General features: G+C 69.8%; 14 protein-coding genes, 1 pseudogene and 1 CRISPR repeat array. Of the genes and pseudogenes, 4 read left to right on the top strand and 11 right to left on the bottom strand.

What is annotated here, in order from left to right; all coding sequences use genetic code 11:
- Nucleotides 1–163: 163 nt before the first annotated feature.
- Complete coding sequence (locus EJ913_RS00075) at nucleotides 164–1,141, top strand: GNAT family N-acetyltransferase (protein WP_126993633.1); 978 nt, start codon at nucleotides 164–166, stop codon at nucleotides 1,139–1,141.
- 65 nt (nucleotides 1,142–1,206) lie between these two features.
- On the opposite strand, the gene EJ913_RS00070 is transcribed toward EJ913_RS00075, so the two are convergent.
- The 3 genes from EJ913_RS00070 to EJ913_RS00060 all read right to left on the bottom strand — a co-directional run bounded on the left by EJ913_RS00070 (nucleotide 1,207) and on the right by EJ913_RS00060 (nucleotide 8,102).
- Nucleotides 1,207–5,604: a beta strand repeat-containing protein gene (locus tag EJ913_RS00070; protein WP_126993631.1), complete on the bottom strand. Its 4,398-nt coding sequence runs from the start codon at nucleotides 5,602–5,604 to the stop codon at nucleotides 1,207–1,209.
- 165 nt (nucleotides 5,605–5,769) lie between these two features.
- Complete coding sequence (mutL, locus tag EJ913_RS00065) at nucleotides 5,770–7,677, bottom strand: DNA mismatch repair endonuclease MutL (RefSeq protein WP_126993629.1); 1,908 nt, start codon at nucleotides 7,675–7,677, stop codon at nucleotides 5,770–5,772.
- A gap of 59 nt (nucleotides 7,678–7,736) precedes the next feature.
- Nucleotides 7,737–8,102 (bottom strand): hypothetical protein, encoded by a 366-nt coding sequence (locus tag EJ913_RS00060; RefSeq protein WP_126993627.1) that lies wholly within the window; start codon nucleotides 8,100–8,102, stop codon nucleotides 7,737–7,739.
- A gap of 464 nt (nucleotides 8,103–8,566) precedes the next feature.
- Between EJ913_RS00060 and EJ913_RS00055 the strand changes: the two genes are divergently transcribed.
- The gene (locus EJ913_RS00055; protein ID WP_126993625.1) at nucleotides 8,567–9,754 is read left to right on the top strand and encodes a DUF3095 family protein; all 1,188 of its coding nucleotides are present in this window, start codon (nucleotides 8,567–8,569) and stop codon (nucleotides 9,752–9,754) included.
- A 7-nt stretch (nucleotides 9,755–9,761) separates the two neighbouring features.
- A CRISPR array of direct repeats spans nucleotides 9,762–10,996; the repeat unit is 32 nt; unit sequence GTTTCAATCCACGCTCCCGCACGGGGAGCGAC.
- 171 nt (nucleotides 10,997–11,167) lie between these two features.
- On the opposite strand, the gene cas2 is transcribed toward EJ913_RS00055, so the two are convergent.
- The 7 genes from cas2 to EJ913_RS00020 are packed head-to-tail and all read right to left on the bottom strand — an operon-like array spanning nucleotide 11,168 to nucleotide 19,082.
- The gene (gene cas2, locus EJ913_RS00050; protein ID WP_126993623.1) at nucleotides 11,168–11,458 is read right to left on the bottom strand and encodes a CRISPR-associated endonuclease Cas2; all 291 of its coding nucleotides are present in this window, start codon (nucleotides 11,456–11,458) and stop codon (nucleotides 11,168–11,170) included.
- Between the two features lie 7 nt (nucleotides 11,459–11,465).
- Nucleotides 11,466–12,506 carry a type I-C CRISPR-associated endonuclease Cas1c gene (gene cas1c, locus EJ913_RS00045; protein ID WP_126993621.1) on the bottom strand — a complete coding sequence of 347 codons (1,041 nt, stop codon included), beginning with the start codon at nucleotides 12,504–12,506 and terminating at the stop codon, nucleotides 11,466–11,468.
- A 4-nt stretch (nucleotides 12,507–12,510) separates the two neighbouring features.
- Nucleotides 12,511–13,185 carry a CRISPR-associated protein Cas4 gene (gene cas4, locus EJ913_RS00040; RefSeq protein ID WP_126993619.1) on the bottom strand — a complete coding sequence of 225 codons (675 nt, stop codon included), beginning with the start codon at nucleotides 13,183–13,185 and terminating at the stop codon, nucleotides 12,511–12,513.
- A gap of 27 nt (nucleotides 13,186–13,212) precedes the next feature.
- Nucleotides 13,213–14,190 carry a type I-C CRISPR-associated protein Cas7/Csd2 gene (gene cas7c, locus EJ913_RS00035; protein ID WP_126993617.1) on the bottom strand — a complete coding sequence of 326 codons (978 nt, stop codon included), beginning with the start codon at nucleotides 14,188–14,190 and terminating at the stop codon, nucleotides 13,213–13,215.
- 6 nt (nucleotides 14,191–14,196) lie between these two features.
- Nucleotides 14,197–16,032 (bottom strand): type I-C CRISPR-associated protein Cas8c/Csd1, encoded by a 1,836-nt coding sequence (gene cas8c, locus EJ913_RS00030; RefSeq protein WP_211098850.1) that lies wholly within the window; start codon nucleotides 16,030–16,032, stop codon nucleotides 14,197–14,199.
- Nucleotides 16,029–16,736 (bottom strand): type I-C CRISPR-associated protein Cas5c, encoded by a 708-nt coding sequence (gene cas5c, locus EJ913_RS00025; RefSeq protein WP_126993615.1) that lies wholly within the window; start codon nucleotides 16,734–16,736, stop codon nucleotides 16,029–16,031. The genes cas8c and cas5c overlap by 4 nt, the downstream gene beginning before the upstream one ends.
- Nucleotides 16,737–16,745: 9 nt before the next feature.
- Nucleotides 16,746–19,082 carry a CRISPR-associated endonuclease Cas3'' gene (locus tag EJ913_RS00020; protein ID WP_244939191.1) on the bottom strand — a complete coding sequence of 779 codons (2,337 nt, stop codon included), beginning with the start codon at nucleotides 19,080–19,082 and terminating at the stop codon, nucleotides 16,746–16,748.
- 403 nt (nucleotides 19,083–19,485) lie between these two features.
- On the opposite strand from EJ913_RS00020, the gene EJ913_RS00015 reads away from it, so the two are divergent.
- On the top strand, nucleotides 19,486–21,717 hold the full coding sequence (locus tag EJ913_RS00015; protein ID WP_126993613.1) for an anthranilate synthase: 2,232 nt from the start codon (nucleotides 19,486–19,488) through the stop codon (nucleotides 21,715–21,717).
- A 69-nt stretch (nucleotides 21,718–21,786) separates the two neighbouring features.
- Here EJ913_RS00015 and EJ913_RS00010 read toward each other — a convergent pair whose 3' ends face one another.
- Nucleotides 21,787–22,035 (bottom strand): DUF2312 domain-containing protein, encoded by a 249-nt coding sequence (locus tag EJ913_RS00010; RefSeq protein ID WP_126993611.1) that lies wholly within the window; start codon nucleotides 22,033–22,035, stop codon nucleotides 21,787–21,789.
- 372 nt (nucleotides 22,036–22,407) lie between these two features.
- Here EJ913_RS00010 and EJ913_RS00005 point away from each other — a divergent pair.
- Nucleotides 22,408–22,829: pseudogene (locus EJ913_RS00005) on the top strand (NAD(P)(+) transhydrogenase (Re/Si-specific) subunit alpha); the annotation flags it as partial.

Raw genomic sequence — 22,829 nt, 5'->3', positions numbered from 1 at the left:
AGGCAACCGACGCCTTGCGATGACCGGATGGGGGGGTGGTGGGCGCAGTGGGCAGCCCATCGTCTTACGGAGCCCGGCCGTTGTCTCACGGCGGCGGTTCCGGATGAAACGGGACCGGCGCCGGGGGGCTGCGGCGGTCCGGCTTTCCGGGTAGCGTCCCGCCATGACACCGCTCCCCGATCCACCCGCCGCTCCCGGCCGGCCGGCCTCCCGTCGACCCGCGATCGTTCCGCTGGAGGGGGAGGACGGGCGCGCCTTCGCCCGCTGGACCTTTCCGGCCTTTCGCGAGCGTTTGGCTCCGCTCGACGGGACGAGCCTCGCGTTCGGGGCCTGGGCCGGGGATCGCCCCGTCGGGCTGGCCCTGGCGCACCGCGCGGGGGGCGCGGTGGTTTTGCTCTCGGTGTCGGTCGATCCGGCGTGGCGCCGCTGCGGGATCGCCGCGCGGCTGCTGGCGGCGCTGGCGGCGGCGGTTCCGGACGGCCAACGCCTGACCGTGACCTACTCCTCGAAGCTGTCGGCGCGCGAGGCCTTCGAGGCGCTGCTTCGCCGGGCCGGCTGGGGCGCGCCGGTTCTCCAGTCGATGCGGGCGGCCGGAACGCCGGGCGCCGTGCTGGCCTGGGCGGAGCGCCACGCCCCGGCCCTGCGGGTGCTGCGGAGCTACGACCTGCGGCTCTGGAAGGACGCCACGCCGGAGGACCACGCCGAGGTGCGCCGGCTGATCGACAGCGGGGCGATCGACGCGGATTTCAGCCCCTTCGCCATGGCCGCCCAGTTCGAGCATTGGCCCGACAACAGCTGGCTGATCCGCCGCGACAGGGTTGCGGCGGGCTGGATGTTCGCGCGCCTGCAGCCTCCCGACACGGTCTGGTACCACGGCGCGGCGGTGCGCCGGGATCTGGAGCAGACCGGACCGCTGCTGATGATGTTCCACCGCGTCCATCAGGTCGCGGCGGAACGGCTCGGCCCCGACAGCGTGTGGCGGATCGACAGCTTTCCGCGCACCCCGGCGATGCTGGCCTTCATGCGGCGGCGCGTCGCGGCCTTCGCCGGTTTCCTTGACGAGCTGTACCGGGTGGACGGGCCGTCCCGCCCGGAGAAAGCCCCCGATCCGGCGGCGCCTCCAGACGCCCGGACTGTTTGAAACGCCAAATCCCTTGGCGTGAAAGGAGAGGGGCCCCGAGACGGATCCTCGGGGCTCCCGTCCCATCAGACCGTCACGAACCAGCCACCGGCGACGTCGGACGATCGGACGCCGTACAGCGTCAGCGTCTCGCTCGACGCGAAGGTGAGCACCGCATCGCCGCGCGCGTTGCTCCCGACCGTGTAGGTCGTGTCCGCCGCCAGACTGATCCGGTCCCCCTGGGAGGCGTTGAAATCACGGATCAGGTCGTTGCCGTCCCCGACGCTCCACAGGAACAGGTCGGCTCCGTTGCCGCCGACCAGATAGTCGTCGCCCACACTGCCGGCCAGCATGTCGTCGCCGTTGCCGCTCTGGAGCGTATCGTCGCCGGCCCCGCCGAACAGGTAATCTCGACCGTCGTCTCCGCGCAGGCTGTCGGCGTAAATTCCGCCGGCCAGCCAGTCGTTGCCGGCCCCACCGAGCATCTCCACGCCGGATTGCGCGTTCGCCGCGATGATCATGTCGTTACCACTGCCGCCGTGGACGTGCTCGATCGACGCCGAAACGTCGAGCAGCGAGCCGTCCGTGGTGCGGATGTAGACAATGTCATCACCGCTGCCGCCGTCCACCGTGGCTGTCCAGCTGTCCACGTACAGGCGGTCGTCGCCACCGCCGCCGAACAGGGCGTCGGTCCCGCCGCCGCCGACCAGCGTGTCGTTCCCGTCGCCGCCGGCCAGCGTGTCGTCGCCGGCGTCGCCGCGCAGCGTGTCGTTGAAGGCGCTGCCGATGAGGCTGTCGTCCCCGGCACCGCCGTTGATCTCCACCCCGACGAGGGCCGCCGCCGCCGTCACGCTGTCGTTGCCGCCGCCGCTGAAGACGCGCTCGATGCCGGTGGCGGCGAGATCGAGCGTCAGGTTGCCGTTCGCCTGCACGTACAGGGTGTCGATCCCCGCGCCGCCGTTGACCGCCGAGGCGGCGTCCCCGACGTACAGCAGGTCGTCGCCGTCGCCGCCGACCAGCGTGTCGATGCCGTTGCCGCCGATCAGCGTGTCGTTGAAGCCGCTGCCCGTGATCACGTCGTTGCCGTCCCGACCATTGATGTACAGGCCGGACAGGGCGCCGGCGCCGTTCAGGGTGTCGTTGCCGGTTCCCCCATAGGCCTGCTCGATGCTGCTGGCCGCGAGGTTGAGGCTGGCGCCGAGACTACCCTGGACGACGGCGGTGTCGAAGCCGTTGCCGCCCTGCACCGGAGCGTCGGCGGCGTCGAAATAGAGGCGGTCGTCGCCGTTGCCGCCGATCAGCGTGTCGGCCCCGTCGCCGCCGGTCAGGGTGTCGTTGCCCGACCCGCCAACGATCAGGTTGTCCAGGGCGTTGCCGGTTCCGCTGAAGGCGCCGCTTCCGACGAAGACCAGCCGCTCCACATTGGCGCCGAGGGTGTAGCCGGCGAGCGTGGTCTGCACCTCGTCGATGCCTTCGCCGGCGAACTCCCGGACGGCGTCGCCGGTGCCGTTGACCAGATAGACGTCGTTGCCGTCCCCGCCATACAGGGCGTTGTTCCCGGCACCGCCGTCGAGGGTGTCGTTGCCGTCCCCGCCGTACAGGCGGTCGTTGCCGTTTCCGCCCAGCAGTTGGTCGTTGCCGTCGAGGCCGTTGATGGTGTCGTCGCCGTCCCCGCCGAACAGCAGGTCGCCCGACGCGCCGCCGGTCAGGCTGTCGTTGCCGCCCAGCCCATAGAGGCGGTGCGGCGCCGAGGTGGCCGCCGTCAGCGTGTCGTTGCCGTCCGTACCGGTCAGGGTGGTGTAGGTCGGCGGGACCGTTCCGTTGGCCGCGTATTCGCGGACGCGGATGCCGTATCCGGAGGCGTCCTGCCCGGCCCAGGTCGCGACGAAGCCGCCGTCCGGCCGGGCGGCCAGCGCCGGCTGCACCTGATCGCCGGCCGCGACCTGCTCCAGCAGGAAGTCGCCGCCGACCTTGCCGCCGTTGGCGTTGTAGCGCTGGGCGTAGACGCCGTAGCCGCTGCCGTCCTGCGCCGCCGAGGTCCAGGCCACCACGAAGCCGCCGTCCGCCAGGGCGGTCACGCTGGGCTGCTGCTGGTCGCCGGTGACGTAGCTGTTGACCAACGTGTCGCCTTGCAAAAGCTGGCCCGTCGCGCTGTAACGTCGCAGGAAGACGCCGTTTTCGCTGCTGTCCGAGTCGCCGTCGCCCATGTAGACGACGACGTAGCCGCCGTCGGCTAGCCCCGCCAGCACGCTTTGCCTCTGGTTGTAGTCGCCGCTGATCGAGGAGGACAGGATCTCGCCGGTGACGGCCGCGTTGTTCGCCGCATAGACCTGGGTGTAGACGTCCCAGTGGCGGTTGAGCCCGTTTATCGAATAGGCGTAGCTGATCGCGTACCCACCGCCTTCCAGCGCGGCGATGCTGGGCAGCGACGCGCCGTTAACGGCGTATTTGCCAATTGTTGCCAGGGCGAAAACGCCGGTCTGGGCATTGCCATCGGCGTCGAAGCGTTGGCCATGGATCGCGGTCAGGTTGCTTTCGGCATGCGTCCAGACCGCCATCACACTGCCGTCGCTCAACCGCGTCGCCCTGACGTTCCCGTTGGACTGCGCCGCCATCGTCATTTCGCTGCCGACCGGGGTGCCGTCGGCGTCGTAGCGCTGGGCGCGGATGGCGTTGTTGCCGGTGTAGTTGTGCTCCCAGAAAACCATGAAGCCGCCGTTGCCCAGCGGCGTCACGGAGGGGTTCTGCTGGTTCAGGCTGGTTACCGAATTGACCCGGAACTCGCCGCCCAGCGGCTGTCCGTTGGCGTCGAGGCGCTGAGCGTAGACGCCGTAGCCGGAACCGTCCTGTCCGTCTGCCGCCCACGCCACCACCTGCGTGCCGTCGTCCAATATCGTCACTGCCGGTTGCAGTTGGTTGCCGGAGACGGTTTTGTTGACCGGAGCTTCCGGGGACGCGGTCAGCGACGTGGCGGGAAGCAGCGTGGTCGCGGTGCTGATGTTCCAATCCGACCAGCGGGTGCCATCGGAAACGCGCACAAGGATCGAATCCGAGACGGAAGCGGTGCCCCCGACGAAGTTGAGCCCCTTGAGCTGCTCGGCGGTTACGGCGATGGTCTGTTTGGCTACCTGCTCTACGCCGTTTAGTATGAAGTGGCCGCTGTCGGCAGCCGTGTTGGTGTCGATGAACTCGTACTGGGTGATCCCCTGGAGTCCCGAGGTTGCCCACGCATCTCCCTGCGCGTGGCTGGGCAGCAGAAGGCTAGAAGCCTGTTTCACCTCGTTTCTGGTAAACAGCAGATTCTGCGCGGTGAAGACCGGCTCTTCCGCGTTGACCGGGAACTCCCGGACGCGGATGCCGTATCCGGAGGCGTCCTGCCCGGCCCAGGTGGCGACGAAGCCGCCGTCCGGTCGGGAGGCCAGCGCCGGCTGCACTTGGTCGCCGGCCGCGACCTGCTCCAGCAGGAAGTCGCCGCCGACCTTGCCGCCGCTGGCGTTGTAGCGCTGGGCGTAGACGCCGTAGCCGCTGCCGTCCTGCGCCGCCGAGGTCCAGGCCACCATGAAGCCGCCGTCGGCCAGGGCGGTCACGCTGGGCTGCTGCTGGTCGCCGGTGACGTAGCTGTTGACCAGCGTGTCGCCTTGCAAAAGCTGGCCCGTCGCGCTGTAACGTCGCAGGAAGACGCCGTTTTCGCTGCTGTCCGAGTCGCCGTCGCCCATGTAGACGACGACGTAGCCGCCGTCGGCTAGCCCCGCCAGCACGCTTTGCCTCTGGTTGTAGTCGCCGCTGATCGAGGAGGACAGGATCTCGCCGGTGACGGCCGCGTTGTTCGCCGCATAGACCTGGGTGTAGACGTCCCAGTGGCGGTTGAGCCCGTTTATCGAATAGGCGTAGCTGATCGCGTACCCACCGCCTTCCAGCGCGGCGATGCTGGGCAGCGACGCGCCGTTAACGGCGTATTTGCCAATTGTTGCCAGGGCGAAAACGCCGGTCTGGGCATTGCCATCGGCGTCGAAGCGTTGGCCATGGATCGCGGTCAGGTTGCTTTCGGCATGCGTCCAGACCGCCATCACACTGCCGTCGCTCAACCGCGTCGCCCTGACGTTCCCGTTGGACTGCGCCGCCATCGTCATTTCGCTGCCGACCGGGGTGCCGTCGGCGTCGTAGCGCTGGGCGCGGATGGCGTTGTTGCCGGTGTAGTTGTGCTCCCAGAAAACCATGAAGCCGCCGTTGCCCAGCGGCGTCACGGAGGGGTTCTGCTGGTTCAGGCTGGTTACCGAATTGACCCGGAACTCGCCGCCCAGCGGCTGTCCGTTGGCGTCGAGGCGCTGGGCGTAGACGCCGTAGCCGGAACCGTCCTGTCCGTTCGACGCCCACACCACCACTTGGGTGCCGTCGTCCAGCACCGTCACCGCGGGTTGCAGTTGATCGGCGTAGGTCGTGGTGTTGACGAGTCTTTCCTGATTCGTAACGAGCGAAGTCAGCATGATGCCCCTATCCCACGCGAGAGTATGAGTGACACCATGCCTGTTTAATTGTTTCTCCTCCACGAAGGGTTGATGCCGGAGAGGGGAAATTTTGTCGCAGCAATCTCGCCGTGAGAGCGCATCCCGGCGTCGCGCTGTCCCGCCGGTTGCTGGCGTGGATCGGAGCTACCGCCGCCCGAACAGCCGCTCGATGTCGGCCAGCTTCAGCTCCACATAGGTCGGGCGGCCGTGGTTGCACTGGCCGCTGTGGGGCGTCGCCTCCATCTGGCGCAGCAGGGCGTTCATCTCCTCGATGCCCAACACCCGGCCGGAGCGCACCGAGCCGTGGCAGGCCATGGTGCCGCAGACCTCCTCCAGCCGCTCCTTCAGCGACAGGGTGTCGCCCAGCTCGACCAGCTCCTCGGCGAGGTCGCGGACGAGGTTCTTCACGTCGGACTGGCCGAGCAGGGCCGGCGTCTCGCGCACCATGACGCAGCCGGGGCCGAAGCCCTCCAGCACCAGCCCCAGCTCGGCCAGCTCCTCGGCGCGGCCCAGCAGGCGGTTGGCCGACGGCTCGTCCAGCTCGACCAATTCGGGGATCAGCAGGGACTGGCGCTTGACGCCGCCCTCCAGCAGGGCGGTCTTCATGCGCTCGTAGACCAGCCGCTCGTGGGCGGCGTGCTGGTCGACGATGACGATGCCCTCGGTCGTCTGGGCGACGATGTAGGTGGTGTGGAGCTGCGCCCGCGCCGCGCCCAGCGGGTGGCTGTCGAGCGGCGGCGCGTTGGCCGGCGCCGGCCGGTATTCGGGCGGACGCGCCGCCGGGGCGAAGCCGGACAGGCGTCCCTGCAAGGGCGGCAACCCGGCTTGGTGGCCGGCCTGATGCGGCGCCTGGAAGGCGACGGAGCGTTCCGCCAGCCCGCGCGGCACCGTCTGGGGCGTGTACCCGCCGCCGCCCCAGGACCCGCCGCCACCGCCCCGGTTGTGGGGCAGGGGGGAGGGGGCGAAGCCGCTGTCGGCGCTCTCCTCCTGTCCGCCGCCTTCCGGCCGCAGGGCGCCCAGCGTCGCCAGCCCGACCGTGGTCGAGGCGCGGTGCCCGGCCTCGGCCAGCGCGTGCTTGAGCGAGCCGACGATCAGCCCGCGCACCATCGCCTGGTCGCGGAAGCGCACCTCGGCCTTGGCCGGGTGGACGTTCACGTCGACCTCCTGCGGGTCGATCTCCAGGAACAGCGCCAGCATCGGGTGGCGGTCGCGCGGCAGGAAATCGGCGTAGGCGCCGCGCACCGCGCCGACCATCAGCTTGTCGCGCACCGGCCGTCCGTTGACGAACAGATGCTGGTGGCGCGCGGTCGGTCGGTGCAGGGTGGGCAGGCCGATCCAGCCCGACAGGGTCGCGCCCTCGCGCTCCGCCTGGACCGGGACGGCGTTCTCCTGGAAGTCGCGTCCGATCAGCGCGCCCAGCCGGGACAGCCGCGCGTCCAGCAGGTCGCCCTGCGCGGCGGACAGCCGCAAGCCCGCGCGCCCGCCGTCGGACAGGGTGAAGGCCACGCCGGGATGCGCCATCGCCAGACGCTCCAGTCCATCGGCGATGTGGTCGTATTCGGTGCGCGCGGCCTTGAGGAATTTCAGCCGGGCCGGCACGGCGGCGAACAGGTCGCGCACCTCGATCCGCGTGCCCTGGGCCAGCGCCGCCGGCTGCGGCGTGCCCTTGGTCCCGGCGTCCACCGTCAGGCTCCAGGCGCTGTCGGCGCCGCGCGGGCGGCTGGTGAGGGTCAAATGGCTGACGGCGCCGATGGAGGGCAGCGCCTCGCCCCGGAAGCCCAGCGAGCGGATGTCGAGCAGATCGTCGCCCGGCAGCTTGGAGGTGGCGTGCCGCTCGACCGCCAGCGACAGCTCGTCGGGGGTCATGCCGCAGCCGTCGTCGGTGATGGTGATCAGCGCCTTGCCGCCGTCGCGCACCACCACGTCGATGCGGGTGGCGCCGGCGTCCAGCGCGTTCTCCACCAGCTCCTTCACGGCGGCGGCGGGGCGTTCGACCACCTCGCCGGCGGCGATGCGGTTGACCAGGATTTCGGGCAGGAGACGGATCGGCATGGGACAGATATAGTGGTTCCGCCGTCCGGGAACCACCATCTTCGGCGGAAAAGGGCGGCTTACAGCCCTTTCCAGGCGCGCACGTAGTCGATCAGCTTGCGCTCGTAGAAGGGCTGCGGGCTCTGGTAGCGGGCGACGAGCCCGGTCTGGTCGGTCATCTTCACCACCAGCCCATGGCAGGCCACGTCCACCGGGTCGTTGCCCAGGTCGAAGACCATGCGGAAATCGAACTGCTGCTTGCCGATCAGGTCGCCGTCATAGGGGCGGATGCGGAAGGAGCCGAGCGCGAATTCCTCCGGAACATACTCGTGATGGTCGATCACGATCTTCGGTGGGGTTGCCGGACGGTCCCGGTTCGCCGTTCCCGACGAGCCCGAGGACGCGGAGCTCTTGCCGCCCCCGGCGAGTTTCGACAGCCACGACATGAAGCCAGACGCCCCTTTCCCGCAAAACCCGCTAACCGATCCGATGTCGACAGTTTTCGCGGTATTTGGTTTAGTAATGGTTAAGGGCCTGGGCGCCCAACCCGACGCGCCGCTTTTCCACGCCAGTTCCGGGGGTTCCCGGCAAATACGGGCGGCTATACCGCAGGTCGGGACGGCATGCCCAACATGCGGCTGATTTGGACTCGACTGGCTCGTCAAGCCGGTTTGGCGGGATTAGGATTGTGGACCGGCGCTGCTTGTCTTCGCACGTGAAAATACGCCGGTGACCTGATTTTTGCACGTTTGAGGACGTGCCGGCACCAAGGCCGTCGGCGGCCGCCTCGCCACAGGTGATAGGGGCTACTGGTCATAGGGGATGACCCCAACCCCTCGTTGACCCATTCCCGGCTTGGCCTGTGCTACCGTCGCGGCAGAGACGGATCCGCCCGGGGGAGGTTACGACGATGGCGCTGCTGCCGGCGATCCACGATTTTGCCGCCGAGGCGTCGGACCCCAGCCGCTACGCGGCGCTGGAGGGCGGCTGGTCGCTGGCCATCGCCGACGTGATCGGCAGCACGCGGCTGGCCGGGGAGGGGCGCCACCGCGACGTGAACTTCGTCGCCGCCGCCGTGGTCGCCGTGCTGTCGCAGGCGGTGCAGTCGGCCGGCGAGTCGGTGGCCTGCCAGTTCGGCGGCGACGGCGCCATCGCCGCCGTCCCGCCGGGCCGCGAGGCCGAGGCGCGCGCGGCGCTGTCGGCGCTGGCCCATTGGTCGACCGAGCGGATGGACGTGCCGCTGCGGGTCGGGATCGTTCCGGTGCGGGCGCTGCTCGACCAGGGGCTGGAGGTGCTGGTGGCGCTGCATGATTTCGGCAACGGCAACGCCTTCGGCCTGTTCCTGGGGGCCGGGGTGACCGCCGCCGATGCGTGGGTCAAGGACGACGCGCGCTGGCGCCTGGCGCCTGCGCCCGGCCCGCTGCCGGGGCTGGAGAGCGTGTCCTGCCGCTGGAATCCGGTGACGCCGCGCCGTGGCACGGTGCTGTGCGTCATCGTCGACGCGGTGGAGGACGGCGACGCCGGTCTGGCCGCGCTCGCCCGCATCCAGGGCGCCATCGAGGGCATCGTGCCGACGGCGGGCGCCGCCCCGCTCGGCTCCGGGGAGCGTTTGAGGACGCAATGGCCGCCGACGTGGCGCTCCCTGCTGATGGAGGCGCGCGGCGGCGCGCCGGGCGGCGCGTTCGGCCGCGTGGCCGGGGCGCTGGTGAAGTCGGGCATCCTGTGCGTCCTGCTGAAATTCGGGCTGAAGCTGGCGAATTTCGATCCGGAGCGTTACCGGCGCACGATGGCCGAGCGTTCCGACTTCCGCAAATCGGCGGGCGGCCCGCGCATGGTCCTGGACGTGACGGAGGCCGAGGCGACGGAGATCGAACGTCTTCTGTCCGCCGCCGCCGCCGCCGGGGAGATCCGTTACGGTACCGCGCGGGCCGACGCGACCACGGTGACCTGCCTGGTCGGCGACCTGTCGGCCGACCGGCACGTGCATTTCGTCGATGGCGCGGAGTTGGGCTTCTGGCGCGCTTCGGTGATGCTGAAGGCGATGAAGGCCGGCAAGGTGATCGCCGCTCCACGAACGCTGGCCGGGGTGTCGGGATAGGGGGTCGGTTTGGATCCACGCTCCCGCACGGGGAGCGACTCTCTCGAACTCGGCCATGGCCGAGATGACCGTGTTTCAATCCACGCTCCCGCACGGGGAGCGACACCCGTCCTCGTCCTCGTCCAGCGCGCCCTCGAGCCAGTTTCAATCCACGCTCCCGCGTGGGGAGCGACCCAGCGGCGTCATCTGGGGCCCTTTTGGAGGCTGTTTCAATCCACGCTTCCGCACGGGGAGCGACTCGCCGGCTCCGTCTCCGTCGCCACGGGCGGCACACTGTTTCAATCCACGCTCCCGCACGGGGAGCGACTCCGGTTCACCTTCACGACCAGTTCGGGGCGGCGGTTTCAATCCACGCTTCCGCACGGGGAGCGACGGCCGCGAACGGTTTCGGCTCGCTGTCGACCGACTGTTTCAATCCACGCTCCCGCACGGGGAGCGACCTCCGGGGCAGGCGTCAAGGCGGTTTCGCGCTCACGTTTCAATCCACGCTCCCGCACGGGGAGCGACAGCCGGGGAGAGCGACCTCCCCGGCCCGACTGCCAGTTTCAATCCACGCTCCCGCACGGGGAGCGACTGCAACCAGCGGGCAAGCCACCTTTCGGTTTCGGAGTTTCAATCCACGCTCCCGCACGGGGAGCGACTATCTACTCATCACCCACCATCAACTCAGGCGGCGTTTCAATCCACGCTCCCGCACGGGGAGCGACCCTTCGCGTCGGTGGACAGCACCGACATCGCCCAGTTTCAATCCACGCTCCCGCACGGGGAGCGACCACCTGGGCGACCAGCTCGGCGCCGATCAGCAGCAGTTTCAATCCACGCTCCCGCACGGGGAGCGACTCGACCGATGGCCAGAGATGTTCCGGCTCGTCGCTGTTTCAATCCACGCTCCCGCACGGGGAGCGACCCGCCCGCGCCGATCGCCTACGGCTGTGGGACGCGGTTTCAATCCACGCTCCCGCACGGGGAGCGACGACGGGACCGCGCCGACGCTATCGACCAAGCCATCGTTTCAATCCACGCTCCCGCACGGGGAGCGACGTCTGTCTCTTGGCAGAGCATCGCGGCGCGCTGGGCGTTTCAATCCACGCTCCCGCACGGGGAGCGACGAGGCATGCGCTACGCGCTAACCGTCGAATTTACAGTTTCAATCCACGCTCCCGCACGGGGAGCGACCCGCCGCCTTGTCGATGGCGGCGGACTGCTCCTTGTTTCAATCCACGCTCCCGCACGGGGAGCGACGGCTCATCTTTATCCACTTGTCCAAGAACCCACAATCCCGGCCAAAACGCGAACCTTCACGTCGCATCCGGCAAACGGTGCCCTTTCCATCACCGTCGCATCCTAACGCGTTGATGAAACACATGTGCGAACCCACCAGGGTTTTCCCGTCCGCTTCCGGTTCGCAGCGCTTCAAAAAACCAGCGGCCCCTCAAGATCCAATGCCGGTTTGGCGCCCACATGCTCGATGCGGCGGGCGGCGTTGGCGCCGAGGTGATAGAAGCGCAGGCTGTCGGTGTCCGGGTTGATCTCGCCGATCAGGCGGGCGCGCAGGGCGGTCCATTGTGCCGGATCGACCTCGCATTCGAACACCGAAAACTGAACCCTCTGGCCGAAGTCGCGGCACGCCTTCGCCACCCGGCGCAACCGGCGCCGGCCGGGCGCGTCCTGGGTGTTCACGTCGTAGGTGATGAGCATCATCATGGCCGGGTCACTTCCACAGGAACGGCGGATAGCCGTCCAGGTCGCCGCGCAGGTGGCGGGCCAGAAGCTGGGCCTGGATGTGCGGGGCCAGCCCGAGGCTGATCTTCTCGTTCAGGAAGGGATGGGTGATCTCGTCCTTCTTGCGCTCCTGATACGCGGTCAGCACCGCCTTGCGGGCGTCGTCGCGCAACCGCACGGCGCCGCCGTCCAGATGGACGAAATCCCTGGCCCCCAGCTGCTGGCGGTTGATCAGGGTCAGGGCGACCCGGTCGGCCAGCACCGGCCGGAATTCCTCCATCAAATCCAGCGCGAGGCTGGCGCGGCCCGGACGGTCCCGGTGCAGGAAGCCGACCTGCGGATCCAGCCCCACGCTTTCCAACGCCGAGCGGCAATCATGCCCGACCATCGCGTACAGGAAGGACAACAGCGCGTTGCAGGCGTCCAGCGGCGGGCGGCGGCTGCGCCCGTCGAAGCGGAAGGCCCCGTCGTCGCGGCGGATCAGATGGTCGAAGGCGCCGAAATAGGCGTTGGCCGCGTCGCCCTCGTGGCCGCGCGCCGAATCGATGTCCGGCGCGTCCGCCACCCGGCGGGCCACGTCGCCGAGGCGGCGCTGGGCGTCGTCCAGCCTTGCCCGGCGGCTCTCCTCCAGGGCCGCGCCATGGTCGCGCAAGCCCCGGCGCAGCACGGCGCGCTGGTTGGCCGCCTTCGCCGCGACGATGGCGCGGACGACGACGAGGCCGGCGGCGGGATCGTCGGCCACCCGGTACTGGCGGCGGCGCAGCAGCACGTTGCCGCTGGCCGCGCCCTCGACCCGCGCCACGAACTTGCCGTGCTCGCTGAGGAAGGAGATCGCCATCCCCGCTTCGGCGCAATGCCCCATCAGCGGCGGCGACACGCCGACCCGGCCGAAGCAGACGATGCCCCCCATCATGTGGACGGGAACGCGCCCGACCTCGGCGCGCTCCACCTCCACCACGATGTTGGCACCGTCCTTGCGCAGCCACGCGCCGTCCGTCGTGATGAACAGGGTGTTCAGATGCTGGCGCATGGAGTCACGGCTCCTCCTGGGGGTTGGCCGGCCCGCCGTCCGCCGCCGCGTCCGCCGCCGCGTCGTCCAGCTGCCGGGCCAGCCAGACGGAGACGGAGGGCGGGCGGCTCAGGCGCTTGGGGCGGCAGAGGTCGAGCATCGAGCAGCCCTGGCATTTGCGGGCCTCGTGGACCGGCGGCGGGGTGACGCCGTCGCGGATCATCTCGCGGACCGCCTGGGCCGTCCGCTCCGTCAACGCGCGCAGCGTGGCGTCGAGCGCCACCGGAAAGCGCCGCCGGCTTTCGCCGTAGAACAGGGCGCCCTCGGCGATGGCGGCGTCGAACATCTCCTCCAGGCAGATCGCCTGCGCGCAGAGCTGCACCTCGTCGGCGCGGTGGGCCTTGGGGCGGCCGCGCTTGTACTCCACCGGGAAGGGGCGGCGTTCCGGGCCGTGCAGTTCGACCACGTCGGCCACCCCCGCCAGCCCCAGCCGGTGCGAGCGCAGCGGCATCGACCGCACCGTGCGGACGTTGCCGCGCCTGTCCCGGCCGCCGGAATCGACGGTGTCGTGCAGCAGCCGGCCCTCCGCCGTGAACCGGTTCTCCCGCCATTGGCGCTCGACATGGATCAGGGCGCATTGGCGGGGGCAGAACAGGTGGTGCTGGAGGGCCGACAGGGGCAGGAGATCGTCCTCGTCCATGGGACCGGCTCCATCGCGCCGGTGTCGTCAGAACTTTTCGATGAGCGTGACGCCCGCCGGCACCCGGTCCGAAGCCACCGACACGGCGTAGTCGGCGAAGCGGCGGGCCGGCGGCAGATTGCCGGTGCCGGGGCCGTCCAGCTCGTAATCCTCGCCCTGGAAGCGCCGCTTCACGTCCACGAGGTCGAACAGGCGGTGCGCCGGGGCGTTGCCGAGCGCGCTGTCGTGGCGGAACAGGAACAGCTTGCGCCCGGCCATCTCGCCGCGCGCGGCCGAGCGGTCGTGGTCGAACATCTGCTCCAGCGCGGTCCACAGCAGGCCGAGGTCGTCCTCGTCGAAGCCGGTCTTGCCCGCGAGGCTGGCCGAGATGTAGCCGTGGCTGCGGTACAGCCCGTAGGGCACGACGTGCTTGCGGCCCATGGTGCGGTTGTCGCTGCGCTCGTCCCCGCCCGCCGCCTCGCCGTCCCCCTTGGCCTTCTCCTTCTCGGCGATGCTGGTCGCGGCCATGCGGGTGATCGAGATTTCCAGCGGCAGGATCGGCTCGACCGATTGCGCGAAGGACATCTGCACCGGGCCGCGCACCTGCCCGCAGTTGATCTTGGTGCCCATCACCGCGCCGAAGCTGCGCACGTCGAAGAAGTTGTCGCACATGAACTGGCGGACGGCCCTCTCCTCCTCGTCGCTCTTGGGCGACAGCTTGGGCGACGCCGCCACCGTCTCGTCGCCGGGGCGGGCGGCGGCGTAGGCGGCGCGGTGCTTCTCGTTCAGGATCGCGCCCTCCTGCACGTAGATGCCGTAGCGCGGCTCGCCGTCGCGGCTCAACGCGGCGAAGTTGCGGATCTTGCGCTTCAGGCAGACGTCGGTGACCAGCCCCTTGTTGGTCTCCGGATCCAGGCGCGGCAGGTTGCCGGCGTCGGGGTCGCCGTTCGGGTTGCCGTTGGTCACGTCGAACAGATAGACGAACTCATAGCGATTCTGGATGGGACGGTTCTGGATGGCGGGCATGATGGCTCAGTCCTCGGAATCGGTCGTGGCGGCGGCGGGGGCGGCGGCGGGGGCGTCGGAGGGGAGGCCGGAGGGCGCGGGGGCGTCGGCCTTGCCGGCGTAGCGCTGGTGGTAGTAGCCGATGGCGAAGCGCCCCTGGTCCTCGATGCGCAGCGAGCGCGGGAACAGGGTGCCGATGCCGCCCAGGATCTGGGCCATCTCGCCCTCGAGCCAGCCGCCCAGCCTGGCCTTGTCGCCCTTGCGCAGCACGGCCAGATGGTGGGTGCTGTTGCGCAGCAGCATGGGGAAGACGCTGGCCGGGGTCGCCGACGCGGCGCCGAAATAGCGGTCGCGGATGCTGGCGTTGACCTTGCCCAGGGCGGCCCGCTGGGTGTTCTCCAGCACGGCGAACAGCCGGCCCAGCCGGTAGCCGGCGTTCGCCTCGTCTCGGTTCAGGCTCACGGGAAGTTCCTCCTCCTTCTTCGACCCCAGGCGGGAGTCGCGGGTCAGACAGGCTTTGCAGAGGGCGGCCTTGGCGCCGGTGATCTCGTCGCCGGCCCGGATGCGGGTGATGACCGCCGCCAGCAGGCTGCGCGGGTAGCGGCCGCCGGTGAGGATGGCGCGCATCAGCTCGCCGGCCAGCAGCGGGGCGACGTTGTCGGATTTGCGCTGGAGGGCGGTTTCGCAGGACAGCGCCCAGGCCGACGGCGCGGTGCGCCAAGGGTCGGGCTTGATCTCCAGGTCGCGCCAATGCTGGCCGATGTGCTCGGCGACGGCGCCGAAGCTGTCCTCCAGCCAGAATCGCACCGACAGCCGGGCGATGTTGGGCGACAGGCCGAGGATGAAGAACCGGGTCCGCTCGTCCAGCTTCGGGTCGATCTCGCGGAGGGGCCGTCCCTCGCCGAGGGGGCGCAGGGTGTCCTTGATCTTTTGCGCCTCTCCCGCCTCGTCGGGGCGCGGCGGGTCGAGCAGGTCGGCGAACAGCGTCTCCGCCGCCTGGGCCGCGGCCTCGCCGCCCGACGTGTCGGCCCAGAAGACGACGGTGGCGTCGCCGACCTGCAGGCGGTTGCCGCTTCCCCGCGCCAGCATGGCGTTCAGCGCCGTGCCGTAGCCGAAGGCGGCGGCCTCCGAGACGGGGGCGTTCAACCCCTGCGCCTTGCCGTAGGATTCGAAGGCGTCGTTGTTGAACGAGACGATGGAGGCGCCCGAACTCTGCGCGCCCATCACCCCCTTGATCGCGGGGTGGAGGCGGGCGACGGGCTGGACCGTGCCGGTGACGAGGCACAGGCTCTCGCTGCCCGCGCCGTCGGCGACCTGCCGTTCCCAGATCCGCCGGGCGGCGGGGCGGTCGTGCAGGAAGCGCGGCTGCCCGGACTCGTTCCGGTCGCCGTCCAGCATGAACACCATGTTCTGGTCGAGCATCGCGTCGGTGAACCCCGCCGCCTCGAACCGCTCCTCCGACCACGCGTCGAGGAAGCCCAGCAGGGCCAGCAGCCCGGCGTCCTCGGTCCCGGCCAGCAGCCTGCGGTGCAGGGCCTGGAAGGCCGCCCAGTTGGCGGGGTGGGCGACGCGCCGCTTGGTCGTCTTGTCGAGCCCGAGGCCGAGCGCGAACTTCGTGTTGTCCCACAGGAAGAAGGAACGCGGGGTGATCCCCGGCCGCTTGAAGGATTGCGGCACGGCGGTCGGGCGCGGCTCCGGCTTCTTGCCGGACAGGCTTTGCCAAGGCTCGGGTTTCATCGGCTCCCCGGTGGGGGAGAGGGTGATGAAATACGCGATGCGCTCGGTCGAGTAGCCGAAGGGCGGCACGTCGCCCCGGTCGGCCAGCCGGTCGTAATAGCCGTTCAGCGCGGCGAGCATGGTCATGAGCGCACCTCGACCGACTCCGGCGGCGGCACCGCCAGCACGCCGTTCCGCAGACCGGCGCGGAAGAACAGCGGCGTGCAGTTCGGCGTGCAGCAATGCTGGTTGCCGATCCGGCTGTCCCGCTCGTGCGCGATGTCGAGCAGCATCCAGCCCAGGTCGCGCTCGCGGTCGTCTCCCGTCAGCTCGGACGGCGGCGGCGCTCCCTCGACCAGGCTGAAATGCGCCGGGAACTCCCGCGTGCCGAAGCAGGGCTGGTGGAAGCACTGGCCGTCCGTGGCCCGGCGGTTGAACATGGAGATGTGCTTGGCCGGCGTGTCGCCTTCCCCGGCCCGGTCGGTCAGCTCGAAATGCGCCTCGATGACGTAGGCGACATCGACCAGCAGGGTGGCCGCCCGCTGCTGGCGGTTCTCCGCCGCGTCCATGCGCAGGTCATGGACCGCGCCGGCCTTCATCGCCTTGCGCACGGCGGCGGCCGGGATGCGCGATCCCACCTCGTTGCGCCGGATCGACTGGAAGCGGATGGGCTTCAGCACATGGATCGCGTCGACGATCCAGCGGATGGACGGTTTCCAATGGATGGCCTCCAGGATGCCGCGCGCGGCCGACGGCGTCATGACGTCGTAGGACACCCGCTCGACCTTCATTTCCGGGCGCGTGAAACACGCCCGCTCGCCCCAGACATGGAGTTTGACGCCGTAGCTCATGAGGCTCTCTCAGAAGATGCCGGTTTCGATCTTGCGGAAGGTCGGATCCTCCCAGTCCAGCCCGACATCGGGGTGGTAGAGGTCGCCGTTGACCAGCGACACGAACTGATCGCCGAACTCATCCCCCCGGACGCACTCGGCCGACCCGGCGGCCAGCAGGGCGTTGCGGGCGCTGCGCGGGATCTGCACCAGATAGGGCTGGAGTGCCCGCGCGATGCCGCCGGTCTTTTCCGCCGGCAGACGCTTCAAGGTCTCCAGCAGCCGCTGAACCACATCCGGGTCGCCGGCCGGCTTGTACGGGACGATGACCGGCACCAGCGGGGATTCGATGATCCGGAAGGCCTTGGCGATGTCGGCGAAGGGGTATTCGCGGTCGCTCTTGTAGAGGTCGAGCGCCTTGAGGATGCCACGGATCGGCGCCGGCCCGTCGCCGACCAGGGCGGCGTCCAACTCCTCCGGCCCGCGCTGCCAGTAGAGGCGCTGGAAATAGGCGCGCAGGGTGTCGAGCGCCAACGGGTCGTCGTGGCCGCGCAGCACGCTGGCCGCGACCTCGGCGAACTGCCCGAGTTCCGGTGGCGGCTTGCGGCCCTCGCCCTCGGGGCTGCTGAACACGAAGACGCGGCCCAGTTCCGGCAGATCGCCGTTCCGGTTGCAGCGGCCCGCCGCCTGGGCGATGGAGTCGAGACCGGCCATCGCCCGGTAGACGGTGGGGAACGAGAAATCCACCCCGGCCTCCACCAGCGAGGTGCTGACCAGCCGGACCGGCCGCTTGAGTTCCAATTCCTCCCGGATCGACGCCAACTCCGCCCGGCGGTGCGCCGCGCACAGGCAGGTGGACAGGTGCCGCGCGCCGTCCTCGCCCCTGATCCTGCGCAACAGGTCGCGCGCGTGCCGCCGGTTGTTGACGATGCACAGGACCTGGGTTTCGTCCAGCAGCCGTTCCGCCAGCGTCTCGTCGTCGAGCGGTTCGGGGAGATGCGCGACCGTCACCCGCTTCAGGCGCCGGTACAGATCCCGTGGGTCGGGGGCGAGTTCCCGCACCGTGTCCAGCCCGCCCGCGAAGCCGGCCTCCACGGTCACCGCCGGCTGGGTCGCCGTGCAGAGAACCACCGAGCTCCGGTAGCCGCGCGCCAGCTCCCGCAGCGTCTCCAGGCAGGGGCGCAAACACTTCAGCGGCAGGGTCTGCGCCTCGTCCAGGATCACCACCGATCCGGCGATGGCGTGCAGCTTGCGGCAGGAGGAGGGGTGGCTGGCGAACAGGCTCTCGAAGAACTGCACCGAGGTGGTGACGACCACCGGCCGGTCCCAGTTCTCGGACGCCAGCCGCAGCTTGCGCGCGCCGTCCGGCGCCTCGTCGTCCGACTCCGCCGTCTTCCTGCGGGTCTTCCCGGACGGCGGGCCGAAATCGAAGCCGCTGTGGTGCTCCAGCACGGCGTCGTCGCTGCCGAGCGCCTCGCGGAAGACGTCGGCGGTCTGCTCGACGATGGAGGTGAAGGGGATCACGTAGATGACCCGGCGCAGGCCGTGCCTCACCGCGTGGTCCAGCGCGAAGGCCAGCGAGGCCAGCGTCTTGCCGCCGCCGGTCGGCACGGTGAGGGAGAACAGGCCGGGTGCCTCCTCGGCCTTGGCGCGCACCCCGGCCAGCACCTCGGCCCGCAGGGCGTTGACCGGCCCGTCCTTGTCCTTGAACCGGAGCAGATGGGCGTCCAGTCGGTCGCGCAGGTCTTCCACCGTCAACGGACAGCCGCGCGCGGCGGTCTTTCCCCGCGCCTCGGCGTCGAAGCGGGCGTAGAAACGCTCGGTTTCCAGCCGGTCGGCGTCGACCAGGCAGGAGAACAGCATCCGGATCAGGAAGGGCAGGGAGAAGTGATGGGTGAAGCCCGTCGACAGGACCGGCGCCGACAGCGTCACGGTCGCAGGCGCCACGTCCAGATCGGGGGAGAGGGGCAGGGGGATCTTGCCGTCCAGCCGTTCCTTCAGCGCGGAGACGCCGCCGCCGGCGACCCGGCCGTTCGCCAGACCCGCGTGGTGACCGGCGATGCCGAACGCCATGATCTGGCCGAGCACCGCGCCGTACCGCTCCCGCGCGATCACCGCCCCGGCGGTGGAATGATCGACGCTGGTTCCCTTCCCGCGAATGTAGTCCTGAAACTCCTGGATGAGCTTCCCGACATCGTGCAGCGCCCCCATGGCTTCCGCCATGCGCTGGCCGCCGAACACGGTCGCCGACACCGCCGCGTGCGAGGCCACCGCCGTCAAATGCTCGGACAGGGGTTCCCAGACGCTTTCATCCCGCCCTGGAACGGAATGCGCGTAAACGCCCTGCGTCATGATCAGCGGCCTCATATGACCATCGGTTGATTTTTCCAATCACTAATCAATTTATCGACGTCATCAAGGAAAAAATCTCCCTTTTTCCCACAGGATCGGATCAGGATTCTTGCCGTCCCAGCCACGCGCTCGCCACCGCGCCGCCCCATAGGTTCGGCTCTTGACAAGGCGGCCCCCGCTGTGGCGCACTGCATCCCATGAACACGAAGCCGCTCTTTCCCTCGCGTCGTTGGTGGTGGCCCGCTTAAATCGGGCTGGCCCTAGCGACGCGCGTCGAGCGCACCCAAGAACCAAAGGCCGCCCGGAGTTTCCGGCGCGGCCTTTTTCGTGACAGGCGAAAAGCGAAGGGTACGAACGGAAGATCCGGGTGGCGTCCACCGACCGACGACCACACGACGACCGACCGGAGACCGTCCCGATGCTCGCCCCCGACCTCTTCCTCGCCGATCCCCGCCACCTCGACCCGCTGGAGTACCGGACCGGCGGCGGTCTGGCCGTCCGCCGCAGCGCCGAGCCGCTGCCCCCGGACCACGCCCTCGATCCGCTGATCGCGGCGCTCGACGAGCGGCGCGGGCTGCTGCTGACCGGCGGGGTGGAGGCGCCGGGCCGCTACCGCCGCTACGCGCTGGGCTTTGTGGATCCGCCGCTGTCGGTGACGGCACGCGGGCGCACGGTGCGGATCGACGCGCTGAACGGGCGGGGCCGCGTGCTGCTGCCGGCGGTGGACGCGGCGTTGCGCGGCCTCGCCGACACGCTGGCCGGGGTGGAGACCGCGCCCGGCCGCGTCACCGCCCTGGTCCGCAAGCCCGGCCGCTCCTTCACCGAGGAGGAGCGCAGCCGCCAGCCCTCGGTCTTCTCGGTGCTGCGCGCGCTGATGGCGCTGTTCGCGGCGCCGGGCGACCCGTTCCTCGGGCTGTACGGCGCCTTCGCCTACGACCTCGCCTTCCAGTTCGAGCCGATCCGGCTGCGGCTGGAGCGGCCGGACGACCAGCGCGACCTCGTCCTCTACATCCCCGACCGGCTGGTCGCGGTCGATCCGGCGGCCGGGGTGGCGCGCCGCTTCACCTATGAGTTCACGGTCGGCGACCGCTCCACCGAGGGCGTCGCCCGCACCGGCCGCGCCCACCCCTACCGTCCCGACACCAACGCGGCGGCCGGCTGCGACCACGCGCCGGGCGAGTACCAGCGGGTGGTCGAGGCCGCCAAGGCCGCCTTCCGCCGGGGCGACCTGTTCGAGGTGGTGCCTGGCCAGACCTTCGCCGAGCCCTGCGCCGACAGCCCGGCCACCGTCTTCCGCCGCCTGCGCTCGTCCAACCCAGCCCCCTACGAGGCGCTGGTCAACCTTGGCGACGGCGAGTTCCTGGTCGCCGCCAGCCCGGAGATGTACGTCCGCGTCGGCGCCGGTACAGACGACGGCGCGCGGGTCGAGACCTGCCCGATCTCCGGCACCGTGGCGCGCGGGGCGGACCCGCTGGGGGACGCCGCGCAGATCCTGACGCTGCTGACCTCGGCCAAGGACGCGGCGGAGCTGACCATGTGCACCGACGTGGACCGCAACGACAAGGCGCGGGTGTGCGAGCCGGGGTCGGTGCGCGTCGTCGGCCGCCGCATGATCGAGCTGTACTCCCGCCTGATCCACACGGTGGACCATGTGGAAGGACGGCTGCGCGCCGGCTTCGACGCGCTGGACGCCTTCCTCACCCACACCTGGGCGGTCACCGTCACCGGCGCGCCCAAGCGCTGGGCCATGCAGTTCCTGGAGGACACGGAACGCTCGCCGCGCCGCTGGTACGGCGGGGCCTTCGGGCGCATCGGCTTCGACGGCGGGATGGACACCGGGCTGACCCTGCGGACGATCCGCATGAAGGACGGCCTCGCCACGGTGCGCGCCGGGGCGACCCTGCTGTCGGACAGCGACCCGGACGCCGAGGACGCCGAATGCCGCTTGAAGGCCGCCGCCTTCCGCGACGCCATCCGCAACGTCGTCCCGGTGTCAACGACGGCGGAGGCGGCGCACGCTCCACGGACCCGGCCGGGGGCGGGCCGGCGGGTGCTGCTGGTCGATCACGACGACAGCTTCGTCCACACGCTGGGCGATTACTTCCGGCAGACCGGCGCGCGGGTGTCCACCCTGCGGCACGGCTCCGCGCGGGAGGCCCTGCGCGCCGACCCGCCCGATTTGCTGGTCCTGTCGCCGGGGCCGGGGCGGCCGGGCGATTTCGACATCGCCGGCACCATCGACGCGGCGCTGGCGCTGGGGGTTCCGGTGTTCGGGGTCTGCCTGGGGCTGCAAGGCATCGTCGAGCGTTTCGGCGGCACCCTCGATCCGTTGCCGGAGCCGATGCATGGCAAGGCGTCGGACATCGCCGTGCTGGGAGGGGCGCTGTTCGACGGGCTGCCGGACCGGCTGCGGGTCGGGCGCTATCATTCGCTGGTGGGCCGCCGCGCGGATCTTCCGCCGGAGCTGCGGATCGCGGCGGAAACCGACGACGGTCTGGTGATGGCGGTGGAGCACCGCAGCCTGCCGCTCGCGGCGGTGCAGTTCCACCCCGAATCGATCCTGACCCTCGACGGCGGCCATGGCCTGACGCTGATCGGAAACGTGATGGAGCGTCTGGCCGGGAGGCGGGCCTTGGCCGAAGCGGCGTGAGCTTCGGCCCGGACCGTCACACGATGAAAGGAGAAGGGTGCCGGCAAAAGGGAGCGAGGGCCGGTGCCCTTACTCCGCCATCCCCAGGGCTTCCTTGTAGAGTTCCAGGATCGCTTCCTGCTCCTGGCGGTCGGCCTTGTCCATCTTCCGCAGGCGGATGATCTGGCGGATGATCTTGGTGTCGAACCCGGTGCCCTTGGCCTCGGCGTAGACTTCCTTGACGTCCTCCTGGAGGCCCTTCTTCTCCTCTTCGAGACGCTCGATGCGCTCGACGAAGGATTTCAGACGATCCGCCGCAATGCCACCGACATCGGACATGAAGAAACCTCGCAACAAAAGGGGTACCGGGAACGGGCCGGGACGATATCGGCGGGCGGGGGGAATGGCAAGCGACCGTTGCGAAATCCAGCCCGCCGCCGCCGCACCCCTGCGACGCAGCGTCGCGGGCGGGAACCCGAGTTTCCGCCGATTGTGAACAGGCGCAGTCATGTGTTGCCCGCATGCCGGCTTCCAATGAAACAATGATGCGGGTAGCCAAATCCGATATTCCCTTTGTTGCGACGCGGTGAATAGGCTGGTAATACCATTGATGTGTTTGGCTTCACAAAGTCACACGGATACGGCATGTATGCGCGTCGTCTAAGCCGATTTTCGGGGATTCGGCGTATTTGAGGCAGGGGAGTTGGAACAATGAAAGTCGCCATACCCAAGGAGCGACGTGCGGGCGAACTTCGCGTTGCGGCGTCGCCGGAGACGGTGAAGAAGCTCAAGGCCCTCGGCCTGGAGGTTGTGGTGGAGAGCGGGGCCGGTCGCGGCTCCAGCATCCCCGACGCCGCCTTCGAGGCGGCCGGCGCCACCATCGCGGCCGACGCCGCGTCGGCGCTCGCTGACGCCGACATCGTGCTGAAGGTGCAGCGTCCGCTCCTTTCGGGGGAAGGGCAGGGGACTGATGGCGGGGACGTCAACGAGCTGGCGCTGTTCAAGAAGGGCGCGCTGCTGTTCGCCATCCTGAACCCGCACAACAGCCGCGACCATGTGAAGGCCTACGCCGAGGCCGGCGTCAACGCCTTCGCCATGGAGTTCATGCCGCGCATCACCCGCGCCCAGGTCAT

Source organism: Azospirillum doebereinerae, assembly GCF_003989665.1.
Taxonomy (GTDB): domain Bacteria; phylum Pseudomonadota; class Alphaproteobacteria; order Azospirillales; family Azospirillaceae; genus Azospirillum; species Azospirillum doebereinerae.
This window is presented reverse-complemented; position numbering and strand designations above follow the sequence as displayed.

Excerpts from the sequence above, each read along its gene's own strand:
- EJ913_RS00075 (WP_126993633.1), top strand. The coding sequence starts at position 164 with ATGACACCGCTCCCCGATCCACCCGCCGCTCCCGGCCGGCCGGCCTCC.
- EJ913_RS00070 (WP_126993631.1), bottom strand. The coding sequence starts at position 5,604 with ATGCTGACTTCGCTCGTTACGAATCAGGAAAGACTCGTCAACACCACG.
- mutL (WP_126993629.1), bottom strand. The coding sequence starts at position 7,677 with ATGCCGATCCGTCTCCTGCCCGAAATCCTGGTCAACCGCATCGCCGCC.
- EJ913_RS00060 (WP_126993627.1), bottom strand. The coding sequence starts at position 8,102 with ATGTCGTGGCTGTCGAAACTCGCCGGGGGCGGCAAGAGCTCCGCGTCC.
- EJ913_RS00055 (WP_126993625.1), top strand. The coding sequence starts at position 8,567 with ATGGCGCTGCTGCCGGCGATCCACGATTTTGCCGCCGAGGCGTCGGAC.
- cas2 (WP_126993623.1), bottom strand. The coding sequence starts at position 11,458 with ATGATGATGCTCATCACCTACGACGTGAACACCCAGGACGCGCCCGGC.
- cas1c (WP_126993621.1), bottom strand. The coding sequence starts at position 12,506 with ATGCGCCAGCATCTGAACACCCTGTTCATCACGACGGACGGCGCGTGG.
- cas4 (WP_126993619.1), bottom strand. The coding sequence starts at position 13,185 with ATGGACGAGGACGATCTCCTGCCCCTGTCGGCCCTCCAGCACCACCTG.
- cas7c (WP_126993617.1), bottom strand. The coding sequence starts at position 14,190 with ATGCCCGCCATCCAGAACCGTCCCATCCAGAATCGCTATGAGTTCGTC.
- cas8c (WP_211098850.1), bottom strand. The coding sequence starts at position 16,032 with ATGACCATGCTCGCCGCGCTGAACGGCTATTACGACCGGCTGGCCGAC.
- cas5c (WP_126993615.1), bottom strand. The coding sequence starts at position 16,736 with ATGAGCTACGGCGTCAAACTCCATGTCTGGGGCGAGCGGGCGTGTTTC.
- EJ913_RS00020 (WP_244939191.1), bottom strand. The coding sequence starts at position 19,082 with ATGAGGCCGCTGATCATGACGCAGGGCGTTTACGCGCATTCCGTTCCA.
- EJ913_RS00015 (WP_126993613.1), top strand. The coding sequence starts at position 19,486 with ATGCTCGCCCCCGACCTCTTCCTCGCCGATCCCCGCCACCTCGACCCG.
- EJ913_RS00010 (WP_126993611.1), bottom strand. The coding sequence starts at position 22,035 with ATGTCCGATGTCGGTGGCATTGCGGCGGATCGTCTGAAATCCTTCGTC.